Source organism: Pseudomonas silensiensis (assembly GCF_050434865.1).
GTDB classification, from domain to species: Bacteria; Pseudomonadota; Gammaproteobacteria; order Pseudomonadales; family Pseudomonadaceae; genus Aquipseudomonas; species Aquipseudomonas fluorescens_W.
The window spans coordinates 36,135-56,237 of record NZ_JBNDJH010000007.1 but is presented as its reverse complement, the minus strand read 5'-3'; the positions used below and the strand labels follow the sequence as shown (position 1 = coordinate 56,237).

Here is a 20,103-nt window from a genome sequence, read left to right as displayed (position 1 = left end):
TCACTCCAGGAGTACAACCATGAGCATCTATGACGTCGTGATTCTGGGCGGAGGCCCCGGTGGTTATAACGCGGCGATCCGCGCCGGGCAGTTGGGCCTCAGAGCGGCTTGCATAGAAGGACGCGCAACCCTCGGCGGCACCTGCCTGAACGTCGGTTGCATGCCGTCAAAAGCGTTGCTGCACGCCTCCGAACTCTACGACGCCGCCATGGGCACGGAATTCGCCAACCTGGGGATTGAAGTCAAACCCACACTCAACCTCGCGCAAATGATGAAACAAAAGGATGAAAGCGTTGCCGGGTTGACCAAGGGCATCGAGTTTCTGTTTCGCAAAAACAAAGTCCACTGGATCAGGGGCTGGGGCCACATCGACGGGCCCGGCAAAGTGACGGTGACCGACAGCCAGGGCGGCAAGACCGAACTGAACGCCAAGAACATCATCATCGCCACCGGCTCAGAGCCCACTCCCCTGCCCGGTGTGGACATCGACAACAAACGCATCCTCGATTCGACGGGCGCGTTGTCGCTGACCGAAGTGCCCAAGCATCTGGTAGTGATCGGCGCCGGGGTGATCGGCCTGGAGCTGGGTTCGGTGTGGCGGCGTTTGGGCGCTCAGGTAACGGTGATCGAGTTTCTCGACCGGATTTGCCCCGGTGTGGACGGTGAAGCCGGCAAAACCCTGCAACGTTCGTTGAGTAAACAGGGCATCAACTTCAAATTGAGTTCCAAAGTCACCAGCGCCACAACCTCGGCGACCGGCGTTCAGCTCAGCGTCGAGCCCGCCGCTGGTGGCACGGCCGAAACGATTGAAGCGGATTACGTGCTGGTGTCTATCGGACGCCGGCCTTACACACAAGGCCTGGGGCTGGAAAACGTCGGTCTCGCCACGGACAAGCGCGGCATGCTCGCCAACAAGGGTCATCGCACTGAAGCGGCTGGCATCTGGGTGATTGGCGACGTCACGTCCGGGCCGATGCTCGCCCACAAGGCCGAAGATGAGGCCATGGTCTGCATCGAGCAGATTGTCGGCAAGGCGGCCGAGGTCAACTACGACCTGATCCCCAACGTGATCTACACCAAACCCGAACTGGCCAGCGTCGGCAAGACCGAAGAACAACTGAAGGCCGAAGGTCGTGCCTACAAGGTCGGCAAGTTTCCCTTCACCGCCAACAGCCGGGCAAAAATCAATCACGAGACCGAAGGCTTCGCCAAAGTGCTCGCCGATGAGCGCACCGACGAGATTCTCGGCGTGCACCTTGTGGGACCAAGCGTCAGTGAAATGATTGGCGAATATTGCGTGGCCATGGAGTTCAGCGCCTCTGCCGAAGACATTGCCCTGACCTGCCACCCACACCCGACCCGCTCCGAGGCCTTGCGCCAGGCGGCGATGAATGTGGAGGGGATGGCGACTCAGATGTGATGGAGTTGCCTGAACATTCCCACGCTCTGCGTGGGAATGATCTTAGTTCGCCGGTAAATGCTCCAACGGCAACGCGCCCGGCGTCTTCACCGTATGAATTGCAAAGTTGCTGCGAATGTCACTTACACCCGGCAATTTCAACAACCTCCCCGTGAGGAAACGGTCATAGGCGCGCAGGTCCGGCACCACTACTTGCAGCAGAAAATCCGATTCCCCTGACACCAGAAAGGCCGAAATCACCTCGGGCAACGCCGTCACGGCCAGGCGAAAGGATTCGGCCTGCTCATCGTTGTGCCGCTCGACCTTGACCCCGACAAACACCGTCAGCCCAAGCCCTACTTCGTCGCGATCCAGATTCGCCTGGTAACCGCGTATCACCCCGGCTTCTTCGAGCATCCGTACCCGGCGCAAACAAGGCGAGGCGGACAGACCGATCTCGTCAGCCAGTTGCACATTGCTCAGGCGACCGTCCCGTTGCAGCGCTGCGAGAATCTTGCGGTCGTAGGCGTCGAGTTTCATGGTTTGGCAGATCCTGATGGTTTACCTGCAATTGAGTGGCAGGTTATGCCAACCCAAAGCATTTTAGAAGCGAACTACGCAACCACCTGCCCTGCCCTTCAGCCCTAGACTGGCCGTACCGAATCGACAACGAATGGGGTGCAACGTGGCAGGACTCTGGGTGTTTTTCATGGCGCTGGCGGTGGTCTATCTGTTGCCGGGCCCGGACATGATCCTGTTGTTGCAGACCGGAGCCCGTCAGGGCAAAGGCGCGGCGCTGGCGACTGCGGTGGGTCTGGGTGTTGCCCGGGGCTGCCATGTAGCGTTGGCGGCGCTGGGGTTGGCGGCACTGTTCAAGGCTGCACCCTGGACGTTCGACGCGGTGCGCCTGGCGGGGGCCGCCTATCTGCTGTGGATCGGCATTCAATGCCTGCGAACCACAATGTTGCCGAGTTTGAACGCAGCAGGCACCCCCACCGAGAAACCTCGCTGGCGCGCAGCGATCCAGCGCGGTTTGCTGACCAACCTGCTCAACCCCAAGGCGTTGCTGTTTTGCTCGGTGCTGCTGCCGCAGTTCATCGATCCACACGCCGGGCCGGTGCTCGCACAATTTGCGACCCTGGGCGTGGTGTTGGTTGGCGTTGGGCTGTTGTTCGACAGCGCTTACGCACTGACCGGCGCAGCGCTTGGCCGTTGGCTGCAACGCAGTCCTTCGGCCCAACGCCTGCAGCAGTGGCTGTTTGGCAGCCTGTTGATCGGTTTCGCCGTGCGGCTGACCTTTGTGCAACAGGCTTGAGCCTTACCGCGTCTTGCGGCGGCGATTGATCAGCAACAGCGCCGCTGCCGTGACCGCTATCACACCGCTAATCTGCAACGGTATTTTGTAGGGCCGCAGCTGCGAACGCACAGCGTTGGTAACTTGGGTCACATAGCGCTTGTCGACGTTCTGAAAGTCCGGTTCCTGGCACTGATGACCAAAATCGCCGGCCCAGACCACATACGGGCCTTCTTCGACATACCGACGGTAGAACGCGCTTTGCTCTTGCAGGCTGGTGCCCCACGACGAAGCCTTGCACAGCACCGAAGCAAACGCCTGACTGCTGTGGGGCAGATGATCAGCGGCCTTGCTCGCCAGCGCCGTGGCGACAAAACGGTAGTGGAAACGCTCATCAGGTTGCGCCACCGTGGCTTGCTGGCGCCGTACTTCACCCTCGGCTATCAGTGGTCCGACCTTGAGTTCGGGCGCTTCCAGACTGTAATTGCCACTGAAAGTGGCGTAATCCGGGGACAGCTCGTAGCCCAACAACTCCATTCCTTCGTAACGGGCCAGTGTCGCTGCTTGGTAATAAGCGAATGCCCGTTTGGTCGGCCACCACTTTGATTCAGCGTCGTTGCGCAACTGCCCGTACCACTTGGCCTTCGCCTGCAAATCGTCGTTATCGAAATAGGCCGGCGCTTCGTCATACCGCTCTTCGCGCAGCAAGCGCCGCCCGAGCAAATTGCGCAGTTTCGCCGCCACCGGCAATGGTACGTAGTTATCGCGATCCTGCTGAGTCAGAGGGGGCGGCGCCGGCACTTGAGTGTCGACGTATTGCTTGAGCTCATCGACGGTCAACACGCGCTCGGCGACCGTGGCAGCGTCGTACCAATAGATATCTTTACTGCGATAAAGCTGATCGAACGCTTGCAGGTAATCCCCGCGTTGCAACGCCAGGATCGCGCTTTCACCCTCGACCCGGCACTTGGGTTGAAGCGTTTCGAAGTCCCAGTCTGGCGTGCGCCGCTCGCCCCACGACTCGTTCTGCGGGAAGGCCTGGGCAGCCTTGGCATACGCTGCGGCAGCCGCGTTTTTATCGCCATCACGCACGGCCAGTTTGGCCCGCAGCCACCACGCCAGTCCGCCATCACCGGCGTGTTCGAGGAACGCCTTGGCGCTGGCGTAATCACCCTGTTGATAATTCACCGCTGCCAGCCGATCAGCGTTATCGAGGCTGCCGCGGGTGCTGTTTTGCAGCAGTTTGATCAGTTTCAATTCGTTCGGCGGTTGATCACCGAATGACCAACCCAGTCGGCTGATCAACGACGCGGTCACCAGTTGCTGCACCGGTTTGCCCTTGAGCAACACGGCCAGTTGATCGTCAGGCATCGCCGCGAGGTCGGCCACCAACAGTTTCAGCGAGGTATAACCCACCGCCGAACCCTGAAGGTTTTGCGTGGCGTAGAGTTCGATGGCGCGGTTCCAGTCGCCGTCAGTGCGGGCGACGCGGGCCTCTTCGCCAAGACTGGCGACGCCCAGTTCCAGTGGATCGCTAAAACCGTCGATGCTTAGCTGACGGGTCTGCTCGAAAGCCTTTCGAGATTGAGCCAGCAGGTCAGGACCAGCGTCCGCTTCCGCGCTCATGGCAAACAGCGCCCGGCCTAACGAGTAAGCCGCCCAAGTGCTGCGCAACGCCCGTTGATCCGCCGGCAATGCCAGCACTTTCTGGAAGTACTCGGCTGCCAGTCCATGATCACCGGCATTGAATGCCACAGCGCCAGCCAGATAAAGCTTGAGTTCAGCCGGCAAGCTCGTGCCCTGACTCTCGACTTCATGCGCATCGGTCAGGCTGCGTAACTGTTTCACCAGCACCTGCTGCTCAGCCGTCAAACCGGATTGTTCAGCCTTGTCCCGCTGTTCTGCGTAGTCGGGCGCATCCATGTTATAGGCGGTTTCGGTGACGTTCTTCAGCCCGGCGACCGCATGCCCGAGGCGACGGATTTCAAATCTGAAGTTCCCTTCCGGCAGCTCCGCCAGCGACTGGCCGCGGTTGTCCAGCAGACGCATAGGGAAATCCGGCCCGCAGGCCAGCGCCGAACCCAGCGGCAGGCTGAGGCTCAGGCAAAGCAGATGGCGGGGCCAGTTACGGGTCAACATTCGAACCTCCTTGATCAATATGTGCGCAACGAGCCCAACCCATGGCGCGCTGCCCGCCGGCCGGTATTCGACCGTCGCGCAGGCGGGTGAAGGTAAGCAGATCCGGACGCTGTTGCAACGCATAACCAGCCAGCGCATCGGCACCATCACAACCCTGCACCGCGAGTGTCAGGCGTTCGGGCCAGGCGCTGTCGAGGTTGCCCTGATTGCTGAGGGTGATGTCATAAAGGCCTTCTTGCTCGGAGAGTTTCAGCGCCAGTCGACTGTCGAGTGCATCGCCACGCGCCACGGCGCTCAGGGTCGTCAGGCTCCAGGCCCGGCGGTCGCTGGCCAGTGGCAAACGAAACCAGATCAGGCCTGCCAGATGCGTCGGTGGATCGTTGCGCAATTCGCTCCCGAGCCGGCTCAGTTGCTGCGGATCGGCGAGTAATTCCCTGCGTTTGCCACCCCGTTCTATCGGCACTTCGCTTTCCACTACCGGCGCACCACGACCCGGCAACAACGCCACACCGTAGGCCGGCAGCGCCAGATAGAAAGGTTTCGAAGTGATTCGGCTCCAGGCCTTGGTCCATTGTCGGGCCTGATCCGCATCAAACAAACCAAGACGCGGATCGCTCACCGCGTGCACCTGCAACACGCTGCTATCGACTGTGGATAACAACGCCGGCAACTCGGGACTGTCGAGCCAGGCCGGTAACGCGGTGATGCTCAGCGCAATAGAGGCCGGCAGAACTGCGCGCAGGTTCGTAAGAAATTCGCGGTAGGCCGGTAGCCGAGCAGTACCGGCATCGTGGTCGATTTCCACGCCGGAGAGATTCAACCCCTGCCCTTGCCAATCGCCGAGTACCTGCAGGATCTGCGCGGTGACTTCGTCCCGATCCAGCGACTTGAGTTGGCCATCGAGACGAATCACCGCGATCAGCGGCCGACCATCACGTTTGAGCAACGCCGGGGCAATCCGCGCCCGGCGCCAACCCGCCTCAGGGAATGCCTGCAAGGCCAGCACCCGCAGAGTGGAAAAGTCAGCGCGACTGTCCCTCAGCGACGCTTCGTGGGCCGGTGTCCATTGCCGTTGCCAGACGTAGAGTTGCTGATCGAGCGCGGGCGCGTCCTGTCGTTCGCAACCGTTGAGCAATGCCATCGCGACAATCAACGCCGACAGACGAGCGAAAAAATACATAAAGCCCCTTGAGCCGAATCAGATCCTTTGTAGCAGCTGTCGAGCCTGCGAGGCTGCGTTCGGCTGCGTAGCAGTCGCCAATACTACGTGCACGGTGTATCTGAAGAACCGCTGTGTCTGATTTTACGACTGCTTCGCAGCCGAACGCAGCCTCGCAGGCTCGGCAGCTGCTACAAATCGAGGACCAAAGGCTGCGACCCTTGCGCCGGAATCGCACAACAAATCAGCACGTGTCCGTCATCCGGCACTTCAGCCGGCGGCTGTGGATAATTCACCTGGCCGCTAATCAGCCGGGTCTTGCAGGTCCCGCAGGAACCGCCGCGACAGCTGAATTCCGGGCGCAATCCACGGCTTTCCGCCAACTCCAGCAAACTGCCACCGTCGGGTTGCCAGCGAGCCTCTTTAGCCGAGCGCTGGAACACCACCGGCACCGAGGTCGTCGCCGCGGGCGGTTGCTCGATGATCACCGCGTCGGGGTCCGGCACCCGGCGCAAGGTCGAGGGACCGAAGGTTTCGGCGTGAATCCTTGCGTCACGGATGTCCAGCTCCCGCAGGCCGTCGTACAGCCCCTGGGTAAAACTGCCCGGACCGCAGAGGACAAAATCCAGCTGATCGTAGTCCTCCACTTCAAGGAGGGTCTTGAGCAGCGCAGTGTCGATCCGCCCCGTCAGGTCGAAATCCTCACCCTCCAAGGCCCCGGCTTCCGGCTGACTCACCAGACGCAACACCCTGACCGCATCTCCGGCGTCTTCGAGCAAACGATCCAGCTCAGGACGAAACACTTGATCAGCCAGCGTGCGCGAACTCTGGAAGAACCAGGTCGGCCGGATGCGGCGGGTGCGCAAGCCTTGGTAAACCACTTCGCGCAGCATCGACAGCAGCGGCGTAATGCCGACACCGGCAGCCAGCAGCACCAGCGGCCGACGTTCATTAGGTGCCACGGTGAAATGCCCCTGAGGCGCACGGGCCTCCAACAGATCACCGACGCGCACCTGTTCATGCAGGTGCGAAGACACCAAACCTTCACGCTTCACGCTGATGCGGAAAAAATCATCGGACGGCGCGCTCGACAGGCTATACGTGCGGATGTGCACCTCACCGGCAATGTTGAAGCGCAGCGGCAAATGCTGCCCGGCCTGAAACACGGGCAACCCCGCCCCATCGGCAGGCTCCAGATAGATCGAGCGGATGTTGTGGCTTTCCTCTTTGATCCGCGCCACTCGCAGCGGCCGCCAACGATCGCCCAAGGCCTGGGCTTGCAGACGGGCGTTGGCCTGCTCCCAGTTGCCGGTTAGCAAACTGGTGGGCGACACGCCGTCGAAACGCCACCGCAGGGCAAGCGCGGCGGGGCGACGCACCACGCTTTCCACCTCGACCGTCCACAAGCGCTCTGCCCCTTGAAACGCCTCGACCTGTGGGCCTTCAAGAATGACTTCGGTGCGACCGCTGAGGTGCAGCAGATCTCCCGAATTGAAATCGATAAACAGCAAACCAGCCCGGGGATTGAGCAGCAGGTTGCCCAAGGTGTTGAAAAACAGGTTGCCGGCGAAATCCGGAATGGTCAGGCGATTGCCTTCTACGTGTACGAAACCGGCCTGGCCGCCGCGGTGAGAAACATCCACCGAGCGTTGCCCATCAACGTCCACGTAACTGGCGACAAAGAACGTATCGGCTCCCGCGATCAGGGTTTTGGCCGCGTCATCCAGCCCGTTGAGGTGTTGCGCGATGCGAGTCGACGGATCCGCCAACGGCACCGAGCGAAACTGCCGCAATTGGATGTATTGCGGGCAATTGCCGAAGGACTGCTCCACCGTCACATCGAAGCCGCTTGCCGTCATCGCGCCGACTCGCCCATTGAGGCGGTTACGGCGACGGGTGTGCAGTTCGATCCCCAACAGGCCGATTGCCGCGCCCTGCGTCAATTGCGCGGGATCATCAGCGCCCGGCAGGCTGCTGAATTGCAGCGCACCCGGCGTGGGTGAATGAGCGAACCCCGGTGGCCCTTCAAGAATACTGGCCCAAGGATGACCGTCGGCGTCCACCGCGCCGTACAGCATGAACGGCAGTTGCTCATAGAACGTGCGGTGCTGATCCGGCATCTCGCTGCGAATCACCTTACGACCGAGCACCTCCATTCGCTCGGCAATGCCCACATGAGCCTGCAATTGTTTCTCGCCGGCGTGCCAGGGTGAACGATCCACAACGACTTCTCCCCTGCGCCATCGGCGCAGTGTGAACGACCCGACAGTGTCGGGCCGTAAGCATCAGGCAGTTTTTTGCAGACCGGCAACGGTGCGCGGCATGCCGACAAACCCTGGCAACGCTTCGACCCGCGCAAGCCAGGCGCGGATGTTGGCGTAGTCCTCCAGCGACACGTTGCCTTCCGGCGCATGGGCGATGTAGCTGTAGGCCGAAACGTCGGCAATGGTTGGCTCGGCGCCAGCCAGATAGGGCGTTGCTGCCAGTTCCTGATCGATCACTTTGAGCAAGGTGTGGGAATAAGCGATCACTTCTTCAGCGTTGTAAGCCGCACCAAACACCGTGATCAGCCTCGCTCTGGCGGGGCCAAAGGCAATCGGCCCAGCGGCAATCGACAACCAGCGCTGAACCTTGGCCGCCCCGACCGGATCGGCTGGCAGCCAACGACCATCGCCATATTTCTGCGCCAAATAAACCAGAATCGCGTTGGAGTCGGCCAGTACAACGCCTTGATCATCGATGACCGGAATTTGACCAAAAGCGTTGAGCGCGAGGAAATCCGGCTGCTTGTGCGCGCCCTTCGGCAAATCGACAAAGATCAGCTCGGTCGGCAGATGCAGCAGGGACAGCATCAGCTCTACACGATGAGCGTGGCCGGAACGAGGGAAGTTGTAGAGTTTGATCGCTTGCATGGTCGACTCCGCTGGGTGGTGGCGCTGTTGAACAGTGTTCAGCACCGATGGGGAGCTATCTTCCACCCGCCACCAAAACAACAGAATAACCAGCCAACGCAATCCATTATTTCACCAGGTGAAATAAACCATCACGCCTGCAAGGACGGATGCTCACGCAGCGCGCTCACTGCAAAATCCACAAAGCTGCGAATCCGCGCAGGGGCCTTGCGCCCGCCCTGATAGACCACATGAATAGGCAATGGCGGCAGTTCGAAGTCCGCCAGAACGATTTCCAGCTCACCGGAGGCGACTTTACTCGCGACCTGATAAGACAGAACCCGGGTCAACCCCAACCCCAGGCATGCCGCCGTAATGGCGGCCTGATTCGCCGTCACCACCAGGCGTGGCGAGGGTCGAACACTCAGCGGCTCTCCCCCTTCGAGGAACGGCCAGGTTCTCGACTGACCGATAGAGGACGTCGCAATAACCGGCGCCTGAACCAGATCCTGAGGATGTCGCGGTCGACCACGGGCCGTCAAAAAGTCCGGGGAGCCGCATACCACCCGCCGAACCTCACCTACGCGAATCGCGTGCTGATTACTGTCGGGCAACTCACCAATCCGCACGGCGACATCGATGCCCTCCTCGACCATGCTGACCACTCGATCGACCAGCAACCCATTGATGCTGACCTCAGGAAATTGCGTCAGATAATTCACCATCACGGGCGTGACAAACAGCTCACCGAACAACACCGGTGCGGTAATTGTCAGTTGCCCACGCGGTTGAGCGTGGCTGCCCGCCGCCGAATCCTCGGCTTCCTGCACCTCGGCGAGAATCCTCCGACAGTCCTCCAGGTAACGCTGGCCCGCCTCGCTCAAATGTACACTGCGGGTGGTGCGCGTCAGCAGCAACGTGCCGATGCGTTTCTCCAGCGCCGCCACCGCGCGAGTCACGCTGGCTGCCGACAGGCCCAGACGCCGCGCCGCCGCCGAGAACCCTTGGTCTTGGGCGACGGCAGCGAAGACCTGCATTTCCTGGAATCGGTCCATGGGCGTGTCCTCAATTCAGATAAAAAAAATCGCAACCGTAGGCTGCGATTTTTAATGTTTCCATCAGCTGTGGATAACTTATTCCACCGTCACCGACTTCGCCAGGTTACGCGGCTGGTCAACGTCAGTGCCTTTCAACACGGCAACGTAATACGAGAGCAATTGCAGTGGAATGGTGTAGAGGATCGGCGACAGGATGTCGTGAATGTGTGGCATTTGCACAACATGAGTGCCTTCGCCATTGGTCATGCCGGCCTGCTCGTCTGCGAAGACAATCAGCTCGCCACCCCGGGCGCGGACTTCCTGGAGGTTGGATTTCAACTTCTCCAGTAGCTCGTTGTTCGGCGCCACGGTGACCACTGGCATGTCGTTATCCACAAGCGCCAACGGACCGTGTTTCAGTTCGCCGGCCGGATAGGCTTCAGCGTGAATGTAGGAGATTTCCTTGAGCTTGAGCGCCCCTTCCATCGCCACCGGGAATTGCGCGCCACGGCCGAGGAACAGGGTGTGGTTTTTCTCAGCGAACAGCTCGGCGATTTTTTCGACGGTGCCGTCCATGGCCAGGGCTTCGCCGAGGCGGGTTGGCAGGCGACGCAGCTCTTCAACCAATGTGGCTTCGACGCCTTTGGCCAACGTGCCGTGCACCTGGCCCAGGGACAAAGTCAGCAACAGCAGACCGACCAGTTGAGTGGTAAAGGCTTTAGTCGAGGCCACGCCGATTTCGCGACCGGCCTGGGTCAGCAGCGTCAGATCGGATTCACGCACCAATGAGCTGATGCCGACGTTGCAAATCGCCAGGCTGGCGAGGTAACCCAACTCTTTGGCGTTACGCAGAGCGGCCAGGGTGTCAGCGGTTTCACCGGACTGGGAGATGGTCACAAATAGGGTGTCCGCCTGCACCACTACCTTGCGGTAGCGGAATTCGCTGGCGACTTCGACCTGGCACGGGATGCCGGCCAGTTCTTCGAGCCAGTAACGGGCAACCATGCCGGCGTGGTAACTGGTGCCACACGCGACGATCTGCACGTTACGCACTTTGGCGAACAGCTCGGCAGCCTGTGGACCGAACGCTTGCACCAGCACTTGATTCTGGCTGATGCGCCCTTCCAGGGTGCGCTGCACCACAGCCGGTTGCTCGTGAATTTCCTTGAGCATGAAGTGACGGAATTCGCCCTTGTCAGCGGCTTCGGCGCCATCGCGGTACTGCACCGCCTCACGTTCGACGACTTGGCCGCTAACGTCCCAAATCTGCACGCTGTCGCGGCGAATTTCGGCGATATCGCCTTCTTCCAGGTACATGAAGCGGTCAGTGACCTGGCGCAGGGCCAGTTGATCGGAAGCCAGGAAGTTTTCACCCATGCCCAGACCGATGACCAGCGGGCTGCCGCTGCGGGCCGCCACCAGACGATCCGGTTGTTGGGCGCTGATGACCGCCAAACCGTAAGCACCGTGCAGCTCTTTGACAGTCGCCTTCAGGGCCACGGTCAGATCAGGCAGATCCTTGAGTTTGTGGTTCAACAGGTGAGCAATGACTTCGGTGTCGGTGTCCGAGGTGAACACGTAACCCAAGGCCTTCAGTTGCTCGCGCAGGGCTTCGTGGTTTTCGATGATGCCGTTGTGTACCACCGCCAGATCACCGGAGAAGTGCGGGTGAGCGTTGCGCTCGCATGGCGCACCGTGAGTGGCCCAGCGGGTGTGGGCGATACCCAGGCGGCCGACCAGCGGTGCTTCGGCCAGCGCCAGTTCTAATTCACTGACCTTGCCCGGGCGACGCAAGCGCTCAAGCTTTTCGTCATTGGTGTAGACCGCTACACCGGCACTGTCATAGCCACGGTATTCAAGGCGCTTCAGGCCTTCGAGCAGGATGGCGGTGATATTACGTTCTGCGACTGCGCCGACAATTCCACACATGCTATTTCTCCTGATTGACAGCCGCGAGGATCAAGTTGATTCCGCGGGCCTGAATCTGATCCCGTGCCTCAAGTGGCAGGCGATCATCGGTAATAAGGGTATGGACGCTGCTCCAGGGCAGCTCCAGATTGGGAATCTTGCGGCCGATCTTGTCGGCCTCCACCATGACAACCACTTCCCGGGCGACTTCAGCCATGACCCGGCTCAGTCCCAGCAGTTCGTTGAAGGTGGTGGTACCGCGAACCAGGTCGATGCCATCGGCACCGATGAACAACTGGTCGAAATCGTAAGAGCGCAGGACCTGCTCCGCCACCTGCCCCTGAAATGACTCGGAATGCGGGTCCCAGGTGCCACCGGTCATCAACAGTACCGGCTCATGCTCAAGTTCGCTCAAGGCATTGGCGACATGCAGGGAGTTGGTCATCACGACCAGGCCCGGCTGCTGGCCGAGTTCCGGAATCATCGCCGCCGTGGTGCTGCCGCTGTCGATGATGATCCGCGCATGCTCACGAATCCGCGCAACGGCGGCGCGGGCAATGGCCTGCTTGTATTTGGACACTGGCTGAGCAAGGTCAGCCACCAGTTCTTGAGGCAGGGTAATCGCTCCGCCATAACGGCGCAGCAGCAAACCATTGGTCTCAAGCGCCGCGAGATCCTTGCGGATCGTAACTTCCGAGGTTTCGAAGCGCTTGGCCAGCTCATCCACACTGACTTCGCCCTGCTCATTGAGCAAGGCGAGGATGTTGTGACGGCGTTGAGGTGTATTGCGCTTCGACATGGCTTGGTAAGTTTCGATTCGAAAGATAACGGAAGCAATCAAAACCTATTGTCGAAATTTCGTCAAGCGTAAGGCGATAAAAAGGCCTGTGGATAACCCATAAAAAGATCGCAGCCTGTGGCAGCTTCTACATTGAGTTCGTGTTCACTCTGTAGGAACTGCCGCAGGCTGCGATCTTTTGATCTTCAAGAACTGTGGATAACTTAGCTCTTCTTGATTTTCTCTGGCCGCTTCCAGCCATCAATATTCTTCTGCCGCGCACGACCCACAGCCAACTGAGCGTTATCCACATTCTGCGTAATGGTCGAACCCGCCGCCGTGGTTGCCCCCGAAGAGATATCCACAGGCGCAACCAACGAATTGTTGGAACCGATGAACACATCTTCACCCAGCACGGTTTTCCACTTATTCGCGCCATCGTAGTTGCAAGTAATGGTGCCCGCGCCGATGTTGGTACGCGCGCCGACCTCGGCATCACCCAGATAAGTCAGATGACCGGCCTTGGCGCCCTCGCCAAGATGAGCGTTTTTCAACTCAACAAAGTTACCCACATGGGCGCGTGCTTCCAGCACAGTACCTGGACGCAAACGAGCGAACGGGCCGGCATCGCTGCCTTCACCGAGAATCGCGCCTTCGATGTGACTGTTGGCCTTGATCACCACACCTTTGCGCAGGGTGCTGTCCTTGATCACGCAGTTCGGGCCGATCACCACGTCGTCCTCGATAACGACCTTGCCTTCGAGGATCACGTTAATGTCGATCAGCACGTCGCGGCCGACGGTGATTTCACCGCGCACATCGAAACGAGCCGGGTCACGCAGTGTCACGCCTTGAGCCATCAAACGACGACCGGCGCGCAATTGATAGTGACGCTCAAGCTCGGAAAGCTGCTTGCGATCGTTAGCGCCCTGCACTTCCATGGCGTCATGCGGTTGCTCGGTGGCCACCACCAGACCATCGCTGACTGCCATCGCGATCACGTCGGTCAGGTAGTACTCGCCTTGGGCGTTGTTGTTCGATAGACGGCTCATCCAGCCAGCCAATTGCGCGAACGGCAGCGCCAGAATGCCGGTGTTGCCTTCAGTGATCGCGCGTTCGGCTTCGTTAGCGTCTTTCTGCTCGACGATGGCTGTCACTTCGCCGTCAGCGTTGCGGACGATGCGGCCATAGCCGGTCGGGTCGTCCAGTTCGACTGTCAACAAACCCAGTTGCTGCGGCGCTACTTGCTTGAGCAAACGCTGCAGGGTCTCGACTTCGATCAATGGCACGTCACCATAAAGAATCAGAACGGTGTCGGACTCAATGAAAGGCACCGCTTGAGCAACCGCATGGCCAGTCCCAAGCTGTTTGTCCTGCAGGACGAAATTCAGATCATCAGCCGCCAGACGCTCGCGCACTGCCTCGGCACCATGACCGATCACTACGTGGATGCGCTGTGGATCAAGTTGCCGGGCGCTGTGGATAACATGGCCGAGCATCGAGTTGCCGGCAATCGGATGCAGCACTTTCGGCAGAGCAGAACGCATGCGAGTGCCTTGACCAGCAGCGAGGATAACGATTTCTAAAGACATAACTGGCTACCAATCCTGGATGGTCAGCGGCTGCGACCAGGTTGTGAATATCTAAAAAGAAAAAAGGGTAGCCGAGGCTACCCTTTTTAATCAATCGCACAACAAGCGACGGCCTATTAGTGGCCGAACTTCTTGCGGATCTGCTGGACGGTGCGCAGCTGAGCTGTCGCCTCGGCCAGACGTGCGGCAGCAGAACCGTAATCGAATTCTGCACCACGGTCATGCAAGGCCTTCTCGGCAGCCTTAACGGCTTCCTGAGCGGAGGCTTCGTCCAGGTCGGCAGCACGTTGCACAGTGTCGGCAAGTACCTTGACCATGTTCGGCTGAACCTCGAGGAAACCGCCAGAGATGTAATACACCTCCTCTTCCCCGCCCTGCTTGATCAGGCGGATCGGGCCCGGCTTGAGATTAGTGATCAGCGGCGCGTGACCCAGGGCGATACCAAGATCACCCAGTGCACCGTGCGCAACCACCATCTCGACCAGGCCGGAGAAGATTTCCCCTTCCGCGCTGACGATATCGCAATGGACTGTCATAGCCATCTGATTGCCTCAACCTAAATTAGCGCCCGTTGCCGGGCGCCGGGATTACAGTTTCTTGGCTTTCTCGATCGCTTCTTCGATGCCGCCGACCATGTAGAACGCTTGTTCTGGCAGGTGGTCGTAGTCACCGTTGAGGATGCCTTTGAAGCCAGCAATGGTGTCTTTCAGGGAAACGTATTTACCCGAAGCACCGGTGAAGACTTCAGCCACGAAGAACGGCTGCGACAAGAACCGCTGGATCTTACGAGCACGGTTTACCAACTGCTTGTCGGCTTCCGACAGCTCGTCCATACCCAGGATCGCAATGATGTCCTTCAGTTCTTTGTAACGCTGCAGAACATACTGTACGCCGCGAGCGGTGTCGTAGTGGTCCTGGCCGATTACGTTCGGGTCCAGCTGGCGCGAAGTCGAGTCGAGTGGATCGACCGCTGGGTAGATACCCAGGGAAGCGATGTCACGGGACAGAACGACGGTGGCGTCCAAGTGGGCGAAAGTGGTCGCTGGCGACGGGTCAGTCAAGTCATCCGCAGGTACGTATACCGCTTGGATCGAGGTGATCGAACCGTTTTTGGTCGAAGTGATACGCTCTTGCAGAGTACCCATCTCTTCGGCCAGGGTCGGCTGGTAACCTACTGCGGAAGGCATACGGCCCAGCAGTGCGGATACTTCAGTACCGGCCAGGGTGTAACGATAGATGTTGTCGACGAACAGCAGAACGTCGTTACCTTCGTCACGGAACTTCTCGGCCATGGTCAGGCCGGTCAGTGCTACGCGCAGACGGTTACCCGGCGGCTCGTTCATCTGACCGTAAACCAGTGCCACTTTGTCCAGAACGTTGGAATCCTTCATCTCGTGGTAGAAGTCGTTACCCTCACGAGTACGCTCACCCACACCGGCGAACACGGAATAACCGCTGTGCTCGATGGCGATGTTACGGATCAGTTCCATCATGTTTACGGTTTTGCCTACACCGGCACCACCGAACAGACCGACTTTACCACCCTTGGCAAACGGGCAAACCAGGTCGATAACCTTGATGCCGGTTTCCAGCAGGTCGTTGCCGCCAGCTTGTTCAGCGAAGGTTGGCGCAGGACGGTGAATGCCCCAGCGCTCTTCGGTGTCAATCGGGCCAGCTTCGTCGATCGGGTTGCCCAGTACGTCCATGATCCGGCCCAGGGTCGCTTTACCGACCGGTACGGAGATGGCTGCGCCAGAGTCCTTGACTTCCAGACCGCGCTTCAAGCCTTCGGTGGAACCCATCGCAATGGTACGAACCACGCCGTCGCCCAGCTGTTGCTGAACTTCCAGAGTGGTCCCTGCCGCGCTTTGTACCAACAGCGCGTTATAGATGCTCGGTACGCTGTCGCGTGGAAATTCCACGTCGATAACGGCGCCGATGATTTGAACGATACGTCCGCTACTCATAGCTGGATCCTCTGAATATTTGAACCGTTAAACCGCGGCAGCGCCGCCGACGATTTCCGAGATCTCTTGGGTGATCGCAGCCTGACGCGCCTTGTTGTAGACCAGCTGCAAATCGCTGATCAAATCACCGGCGTTGTCGGTAGCGTTCTTCATCGCGATCATCCGCGCAGCCTGTTCAGCCGCGTTGTTCTCGACCACCGCCTGGTAGACCTGCGACTCAACGTAGCGGACCATCAAGCCGTCAAGCAGCTCTTTGGCATCCGGTTCGTAGAGATAGTCCCAGTGGTGCTTGAGCGATTGATCCGGGGTTGCCTCCAGTGGAATCAACTGCTCCACAGTAGGCTGTTGCGTCATGGTGTTGATGAACTTGTTGGACACCACGGACAGGCGATCAATACGGCCGTCCAGGTAGGCATCCAGCATCACCTTGACGCTGCCAATCAGATCATTGATCGACGGCTCTTCACCCAGGTGGCTGATAGCTGCAACGACGTTACCGCCGAAGTTGCGGAAGAAAGCCGCACCCTTGCTACCAACAACACACAGATCGATCTCGACGCCGTTTTCGCGGTTTACCGCCATGTCCTTGACCAGGGCCTTGAACAGGTTGGTGTTCAAGCCACCACACAGACCACGGTCACTGCTCACTACGACATAACCGACGCGCTTGATTTCACGCTCGATCATGAAGGGGTGGCGATATTCCGGGTTGGCGTTGGCCAAATGACCAATAACCTGGCGGATGCGCTCCGCGTAAGGACGGCTAGCAGCCATGCGCATTTGTGCCTTGCGCATTTTACTGACCGCCACTTTTTCCATGGCGCTGGTAATCTTTTGCGTGCTTTTGATGCTCGCAATCTTACTGCGAATCTCTTTTGCGCCTGCCATGTAACACCTATCAGGTTAGCAAGCGGGAGCCTTGCGGCTCCCGCTGCGGCTTACCAGGTTTGGGTGGCCTTGAACTTCTCGATACCGGCTTTCATGCCAGCGTCGATTTCGTCATTGAAGTCACCCTTCACGTTGATCTTCGCCATCAATTCGGCGTGATCGCGGTTGAAGAAAGCAATCAGCGCTTGTTCGAAGCTGCCGATCTTGGCGATTTCAACGTCAGTCAGGAACCCACGCTCAGCGGCATACAGCGACAGCGCCATGTCAGCGATCGACATTGGTGCGTATTGCTTCTGCTTCATCAGCTCGGTAACGCGCTGACCATGCTCAAGTTGCTTACGGGTCGCTTCGTCCAGGTCAGAAGCGAACTGGGCGAATGCCGCCAGTTCACGGTACTGAGCCAGAGCGGTACGGATACCACCGGAGAGCTTCTTGATGATCTTGGTCTGAGCGGCACCACCCACACGGGATACCGAAACACCGGCGTTCACAGCAGGACGGATCCCGGAGTTGAACATGGCCGATTCCAGGAAGATCTGACCGTCGGTGATGGAAATCACGTTGGTCGGAACGAACGCGGAAACGTCGCCAGCCTGGGTTTCGATGATCGGCAGTGCGGTCAGGGAACCGGTTTTGCCGGTCACTGCGCCGTTGGTGAACTTCTCTACGTACTCTTCCGAAACGCGGGATGCGCGCTCCAGCAGACGGGAGTGGAGATAGAACACGTCGCCTGGGTAAGCTTCACGGCCTGGTGGACGGCGCAGCAGCAGGGAAATCTGGCGGTAAGCCACTGCTTGCTTGGACAGATCGTCATAAACGATCAGCGCGTCTTCACCGCGGTCGCGGAAGAACTCACCCATGGTGCAACCGGAGTACGGTGCCAGGAACTGCAGTGCTGCAGATTCCGAAGCGCTCGCGGCAACGACGATGGTGTTAGCCAGTGCGCCGTTTTCTTCCAGCTTGCGAACCACGTTAGCGATGGTCGATTGTTTCTGACCGATCGCTACGTAGACGCAGAAAATACCGCTGTTTTTCTGGTTGATGATCGCGTCGATCGCCAGAGCGGTTTTACCGATCTGACGGTCACCGATGATCAGCTCACGCTGGCCACGGCCGACAGGAATCATGGCATCGACAGCCTTGTAGCCAGTCTGTACAGGCTGGTCTACCGACTTACGCCAGATCACGCCTGGAGCAACTTTCTCGACCGCATCGGTCTCGGTGTTGTTCAGCGGACCTTTGCCGTCAACTGGGTTACCCAGTGCGTCGACTACGCGACCCAGCAGTTCCTTACCAACCGGAACTTCGAGGATGCGGCCAGTGCACTTGGCGCTCATGCCTTCAGCCAGAGACTGGTAGGAGCCCAAAACAACGGCACCTACAGAGTCTTGCTCCAGGTTGAGAGCCATACCGAAGACGCCGCCCGGAAACTCGATCATCTCGCCGTACATTACGTCGGCCAGACCGTGAATCCGCACGATACCGTCAGATACGCTGACGACAGTGCCTTCGTTACGGGCTTGGGAGGTCACATCGAGCTTGTCGATGCGGCCCTTGATAATTTCACTTATTTCGGAAGGATTGAGTTGCTGCATTGCTCTGCTGCCCCTTCAAACTCAAGATTTCAATGCTTCGGCAAGGTTCGCGAGTTTGCCGCGAATCGAGCCATCGATTACCAGGTCGCCGGCGCGGATGATGACACCACCAATAAGGGTGGCATCCTCCGCAGCGTGCAGTCGCACTTCCCGGCCGAGCCGTGCACTGAGAACCTTGGCGAGTTTGTCTTGCTGTTCTTGGTTCAATGCAAAAGCACTGGTTACGTCCACGTCTACCGATTTCTCTTGTTCGGCCTTGTACAGGTCAAACAGAGCGGCGATCTCCGGCAACAGCGGGAGACGGTCGTTTTCGGCAACGACGTGAATGAAATTCTGTGCCTTCGCATCGAACTTGTCGCCACACACGTCAATAAACGTGGTGGCCTTGTTTGCGCTCGTCAGTCGCGGGGCCTTGAGCACGCGCTGCATGGTGTCGTCTTGCGACACTGCTGCAGCCAGGCCGAGCATGGCTGACCAAGAGGCCAGTTGCTGGTGGGCCTGGGCGTGCTCGAAGGCTGCCTTAGCGTAAGGTCGGGCCAACGTGGTCAATTCTGCCATGATCGCCCTCGCTTAAATTTCAGCAGCCAGTTTGTTTACCAGCTCCGCGTGCGCGTTTTGATCGATTGTGGCACCCAGGATCTTCTCGGCGCCGCCAACGGCCAGAGCACCCAATTGGGCACGCAGCGCGTCTTTGACACTGTTCAGTTCCTGCTCGATCTCGGCCTGAGCCTGAACCTTCACACGGTCAGCGTCGATACGGGCTTTTTCAACAGCCTCTTCGACGATCTGGTTACCGCGTTTCTTGGCTTGCTCAATGATTTCGGCTGCCTGAGCTTTTGCTTCGCGCAGTTGTTGACCCGCTTTATCTTGGGCCAACTCCAGGTCGCGAGCTGCTCGGGCGGCAGCGTCCAGTCCATCCGCGATCTTCTTCTGACGTTCGTGCAAAGCCGCGATGACCGGAGGCCACACGAACTTCATGCAAAACAGTACAAAAATGAAGAACGCAACGGACTGGCCAATCAGGGTTGCATTAATGTTCACGCCAACACCTCGCTCGTTCGTTGCACATCACACCAATTACTCGAAGGTTCGAGTAATTAGCCAGCGAGTTGACCAACGAATGGGTTCGCGAAGGTGAAGAACAGAGCGATACCAACACCGATCATGGTTACGGCGTCGAGCAGACCGGCAACGATGAACATTTTAACTTGCAGCATTGGAACCATCTCTGGCTGACGCGCTGCGCCTTCCAGGAACTTGCCACCCAACAGGCCGAAACCAATTGCGGTACCCAGTGCGCCCAGGCCGATCAACAGTGCAACAGCGATAGCGGTTAGACCAACTACAGTTTCCATCTTTCCTCCCGACTTTTACGTCGTATGGTTTAGGTTTTTTAGATTTTAAAGCGGTAAAACAAATCGTTTCATAGCCCTGTTCGGGCACCCACTCGTTTGAC

The 20,103-nt window shown here is 58.9% G+C and carries 18 protein-coding genes; 2 read left to right on the top strand and 16 right to left on the bottom strand.

From position 1 onward, the window contains the following. Nucleotides 1-19 precede the first annotated feature (19 nt). Nucleotides 20-1,420 carry a dihydrolipoyl dehydrogenase gene (gene lpdA, locus QF010_RS12280; protein ID WP_429511511.1) on the top strand — a complete coding sequence of 467 codons (1,401 nt, stop codon included), beginning with the start codon at nucleotides 20-22 and terminating at the stop codon, nucleotides 1,418-1,420. A 42-nt stretch (nucleotides 1,421-1,462) separates the two neighbouring features. Here lpdA and QF010_RS12275 read toward each other — a convergent pair whose 3' ends face one another. Next, nucleotides 1,463-1,939, bottom strand: coding sequence for an Lrp/AsnC family transcriptional regulator (locus QF010_RS12275; protein WP_033059662.1), 477 nt, complete (start codon nucleotides 1,937-1,939; stop codon nucleotides 1,463-1,465). A gap of 145 nt (nucleotides 1,940-2,084) precedes the next feature. On the opposite strand from QF010_RS12275, the gene QF010_RS12270 reads away from it, so the two are divergent. Continuing rightward, nucleotides 2,085-2,714, top strand: a complete 630-nt coding sequence (locus QF010_RS12270; protein ID WP_429533196.1) for a LysE family translocator — start codon at nucleotides 2,085-2,087, stop codon at nucleotides 2,712-2,714. 3 nt (nucleotides 2,715-2,717) lie between these two features. On the opposite strand, the gene QF010_RS12265 is transcribed toward QF010_RS12270, so the two are convergent. The 15 genes from QF010_RS12265 to atpE all read right to left on the bottom strand — a co-directional run bounded on the left by QF010_RS12265 (nucleotide 2,718) and on the right by atpE (nucleotide 20,002). After that, nucleotides 2,718-4,832, bottom strand: a complete 2,115-nt coding sequence (locus QF010_RS12265; RefSeq protein ID WP_429533195.1) for a hypothetical protein — start codon at nucleotides 4,830-4,832, stop codon at nucleotides 2,718-2,720. Next, nucleotides 4,819-6,012 carry a DUF3142 domain-containing protein gene (locus QF010_RS12260; protein WP_429511509.1) on the bottom strand — a complete coding sequence of 398 codons (1,194 nt, stop codon included), beginning with the start codon at nucleotides 6,010-6,012 and terminating at the stop codon, nucleotides 4,819-4,821. The genes QF010_RS12265 and QF010_RS12260 overlap by 14 nt, the downstream gene beginning before the upstream one ends. A gap of 170 nt (nucleotides 6,013-6,182) precedes the next feature. Next, complete coding sequence (locus tag QF010_RS12255; RefSeq protein ID WP_429533194.1) at nucleotides 6,183-8,213, bottom strand: pyridoxamine 5'-phosphate oxidase family protein; 2,031 nt, start codon at nucleotides 8,211-8,213, stop codon at nucleotides 6,183-6,185. A 63-nt stretch (nucleotides 8,214-8,276) separates the two neighbouring features. After that, nucleotides 8,277-8,903, bottom strand: a complete 627-nt coding sequence (locus QF010_RS12250) for a glutathione S-transferase family protein (RefSeq protein ID WP_033059670.1) — start codon at nucleotides 8,901-8,903, stop codon at nucleotides 8,277-8,279. A 131-nt stretch (nucleotides 8,904-9,034) separates the two neighbouring features. After that, nucleotides 9,035-9,937, bottom strand: coding sequence for a LysR family transcriptional regulator (locus QF010_RS12245; protein ID WP_033059671.1), 903 nt, complete (start codon nucleotides 9,935-9,937; stop codon nucleotides 9,035-9,037). Nucleotides 9,938-10,015: 78 nt separating this feature from the next. After that, nucleotides 10,016-11,848, bottom strand: a complete 1,833-nt coding sequence (glmS, locus tag QF010_RS12240; protein ID WP_429533193.1) for a glutamine--fructose-6-phosphate transaminase (isomerizing) — start codon at nucleotides 11,846-11,848, stop codon at nucleotides 10,016-10,018. Between the two features lies 1 nt (nucleotide 11,849). Beyond that, nucleotides 11,850-12,626: a DeoR family transcriptional regulator gene (locus tag QF010_RS12235; RefSeq protein ID WP_033059674.1), complete on the bottom strand. Its 777-nt coding sequence runs from the start codon at nucleotides 12,624-12,626 to the stop codon at nucleotides 11,850-11,852. 203 nt (nucleotides 12,627-12,829) lie between these two features. After that, nucleotides 12,830-14,197 carry a bifunctional UDP-N-acetylglucosamine diphosphorylase/glucosamine-1-phosphate N-acetyltransferase GlmU gene (gene glmU, locus QF010_RS12230; protein WP_033059675.1) on the bottom strand — a complete coding sequence of 456 codons (1,368 nt, stop codon included), beginning with the start codon at nucleotides 14,195-14,197 and terminating at the stop codon, nucleotides 12,830-12,832. A gap of 116 nt (nucleotides 14,198-14,313) precedes the next feature. Next, complete coding sequence (locus tag QF010_RS12225) at nucleotides 14,314-14,739, bottom strand: F0F1 ATP synthase subunit epsilon (RefSeq protein ID WP_033059677.1); 426 nt, start codon at nucleotides 14,737-14,739, stop codon at nucleotides 14,314-14,316. A gap of 45 nt (nucleotides 14,740-14,784) precedes the next feature. Beyond that, nucleotides 14,785-16,164 (bottom strand): F0F1 ATP synthase subunit beta, encoded by a 1,380-nt coding sequence (atpD, locus tag QF010_RS12220; RefSeq protein WP_033059678.1) that lies wholly within the window; start codon nucleotides 16,162-16,164, stop codon nucleotides 14,785-14,787. 27 nt (nucleotides 16,165-16,191) lie between these two features. Beyond that, complete coding sequence (gene atpG / locus QF010_RS12215; protein WP_033059680.1) at nucleotides 16,192-17,052, bottom strand: F0F1 ATP synthase subunit gamma; 861 nt, start codon at nucleotides 17,050-17,052, stop codon at nucleotides 16,192-16,194. 50 nt (nucleotides 17,053-17,102) lie between these two features. Then, complete coding sequence (gene atpA / locus QF010_RS12210; RefSeq protein ID WP_033059681.1) at nucleotides 17,103-18,647, bottom strand: F0F1 ATP synthase subunit alpha; 1,545 nt, start codon at nucleotides 18,645-18,647, stop codon at nucleotides 17,103-17,105. A gap of 21 nt (nucleotides 18,648-18,668) precedes the next feature. After that, nucleotides 18,669-19,205 carry a F0F1 ATP synthase subunit delta gene (locus tag QF010_RS12205; protein WP_033059683.1) on the bottom strand — a complete coding sequence of 179 codons (537 nt, stop codon included), beginning with the start codon at nucleotides 19,203-19,205 and terminating at the stop codon, nucleotides 18,669-18,671. Between the two features lie 12 nt (nucleotides 19,206-19,217). After that, nucleotides 19,218-19,688 (bottom strand): F0F1 ATP synthase subunit B, encoded by a 471-nt coding sequence (locus tag QF010_RS12200; protein WP_008027535.1) that lies wholly within the window; start codon nucleotides 19,686-19,688, stop codon nucleotides 19,218-19,220. 56 nt (nucleotides 19,689-19,744) lie between these two features. Further along, the gene (atpE, locus tag QF010_RS12195; protein ID WP_002555987.1) at nucleotides 19,745-20,002 is read right to left on the bottom strand and encodes a F0F1 ATP synthase subunit C; all 258 of its coding nucleotides are present in this window, start codon (nucleotides 20,000-20,002) and stop codon (nucleotides 19,745-19,747) included. Nucleotides 20,003-20,103: the final 101 nt, after the last annotated feature.

Coding starts and splice junctions, on each gene's coding strand:
- atpE (WP_002555987.1), bottom strand. CDS start 20,002: ATGGAAACTGTAGTTGGTCTAACCGCTATCGCTGTTGCACTGTTGATC.
- QF010_RS12245 (WP_033059671.1), bottom strand. CDS start 9,937: ATGGACCGATTCCAGGAAATGCAGGTCTTCGCTGCCGTCGCCCAAGAC.
- atpD (WP_033059678.1), bottom strand. CDS start 16,164: ATGAGTAGCGGACGTATCGTTCAAATCATCGGCGCCGTTATCGACGTG.
- atpA (WP_033059681.1), bottom strand. CDS start 18,647: ATGCAGCAACTCAATCCTTCCGAAATAAGTGAAATTATCAAGGGCCGC.
- QF010_RS12235 (WP_033059674.1), bottom strand. CDS start 12,626: ATGTCGAAGCGCAATACACCTCAACGCCGTCACAACATCCTCGCCTTG.
- atpG (WP_033059680.1), bottom strand. CDS start 17,052: ATGGCAGGCGCAAAAGAGATTCGCAGTAAGATTGCGAGCATCAAAAGC.
- QF010_RS12250 (WP_033059670.1), bottom strand. CDS start 8,903: ATGCAAGCGATCAAACTCTACAACTTCCCTCGTTCCGGCCACGCTCAT.
- QF010_RS12260 (WP_429511509.1), bottom strand. CDS start 6,012: ATGTATTTTTTCGCTCGTCTGTCGGCGTTGATTGTCGCGATGGCATTG.
- QF010_RS12265 (WP_429533195.1), bottom strand. CDS start 4,832: ATGTTGACCCGTAACTGGCCCCGCCATCTGCTTTGCCTGAGCCTCAGC.
- glmU (WP_033059675.1), bottom strand. CDS start 14,197: ATGTCTTTAGAAATCGTTATCCTCGCTGCTGGTCAAGGCACTCGCATG.
- QF010_RS12205 (WP_033059683.1), bottom strand. CDS start 19,205: ATGGCAGAATTGACCACGTTGGCCCGACCTTACGCTAAGGCAGCCTTC.
- QF010_RS12225 (WP_033059677.1), bottom strand. CDS start 14,739: ATGGCTATGACAGTCCATTGCGATATCGTCAGCGCGGAAGGGGAAATC.
- QF010_RS12275 (WP_033059662.1), bottom strand. CDS start 1,939: ATGAAACTCGACGCCTACGACCGCAAGATTCTCGCAGCGCTGCAACGG.
- glmS (WP_429533193.1), bottom strand. CDS start 11,848: ATGTGTGGAATTGTCGGCGCAGTCGCAGAACGTAATATCACCGCCATC.
- lpdA (WP_429511511.1), top strand. CDS start 20: ATGAGCATCTATGACGTCGTGATTCTGGGCGGAGGCCCCGGTGGTTAT.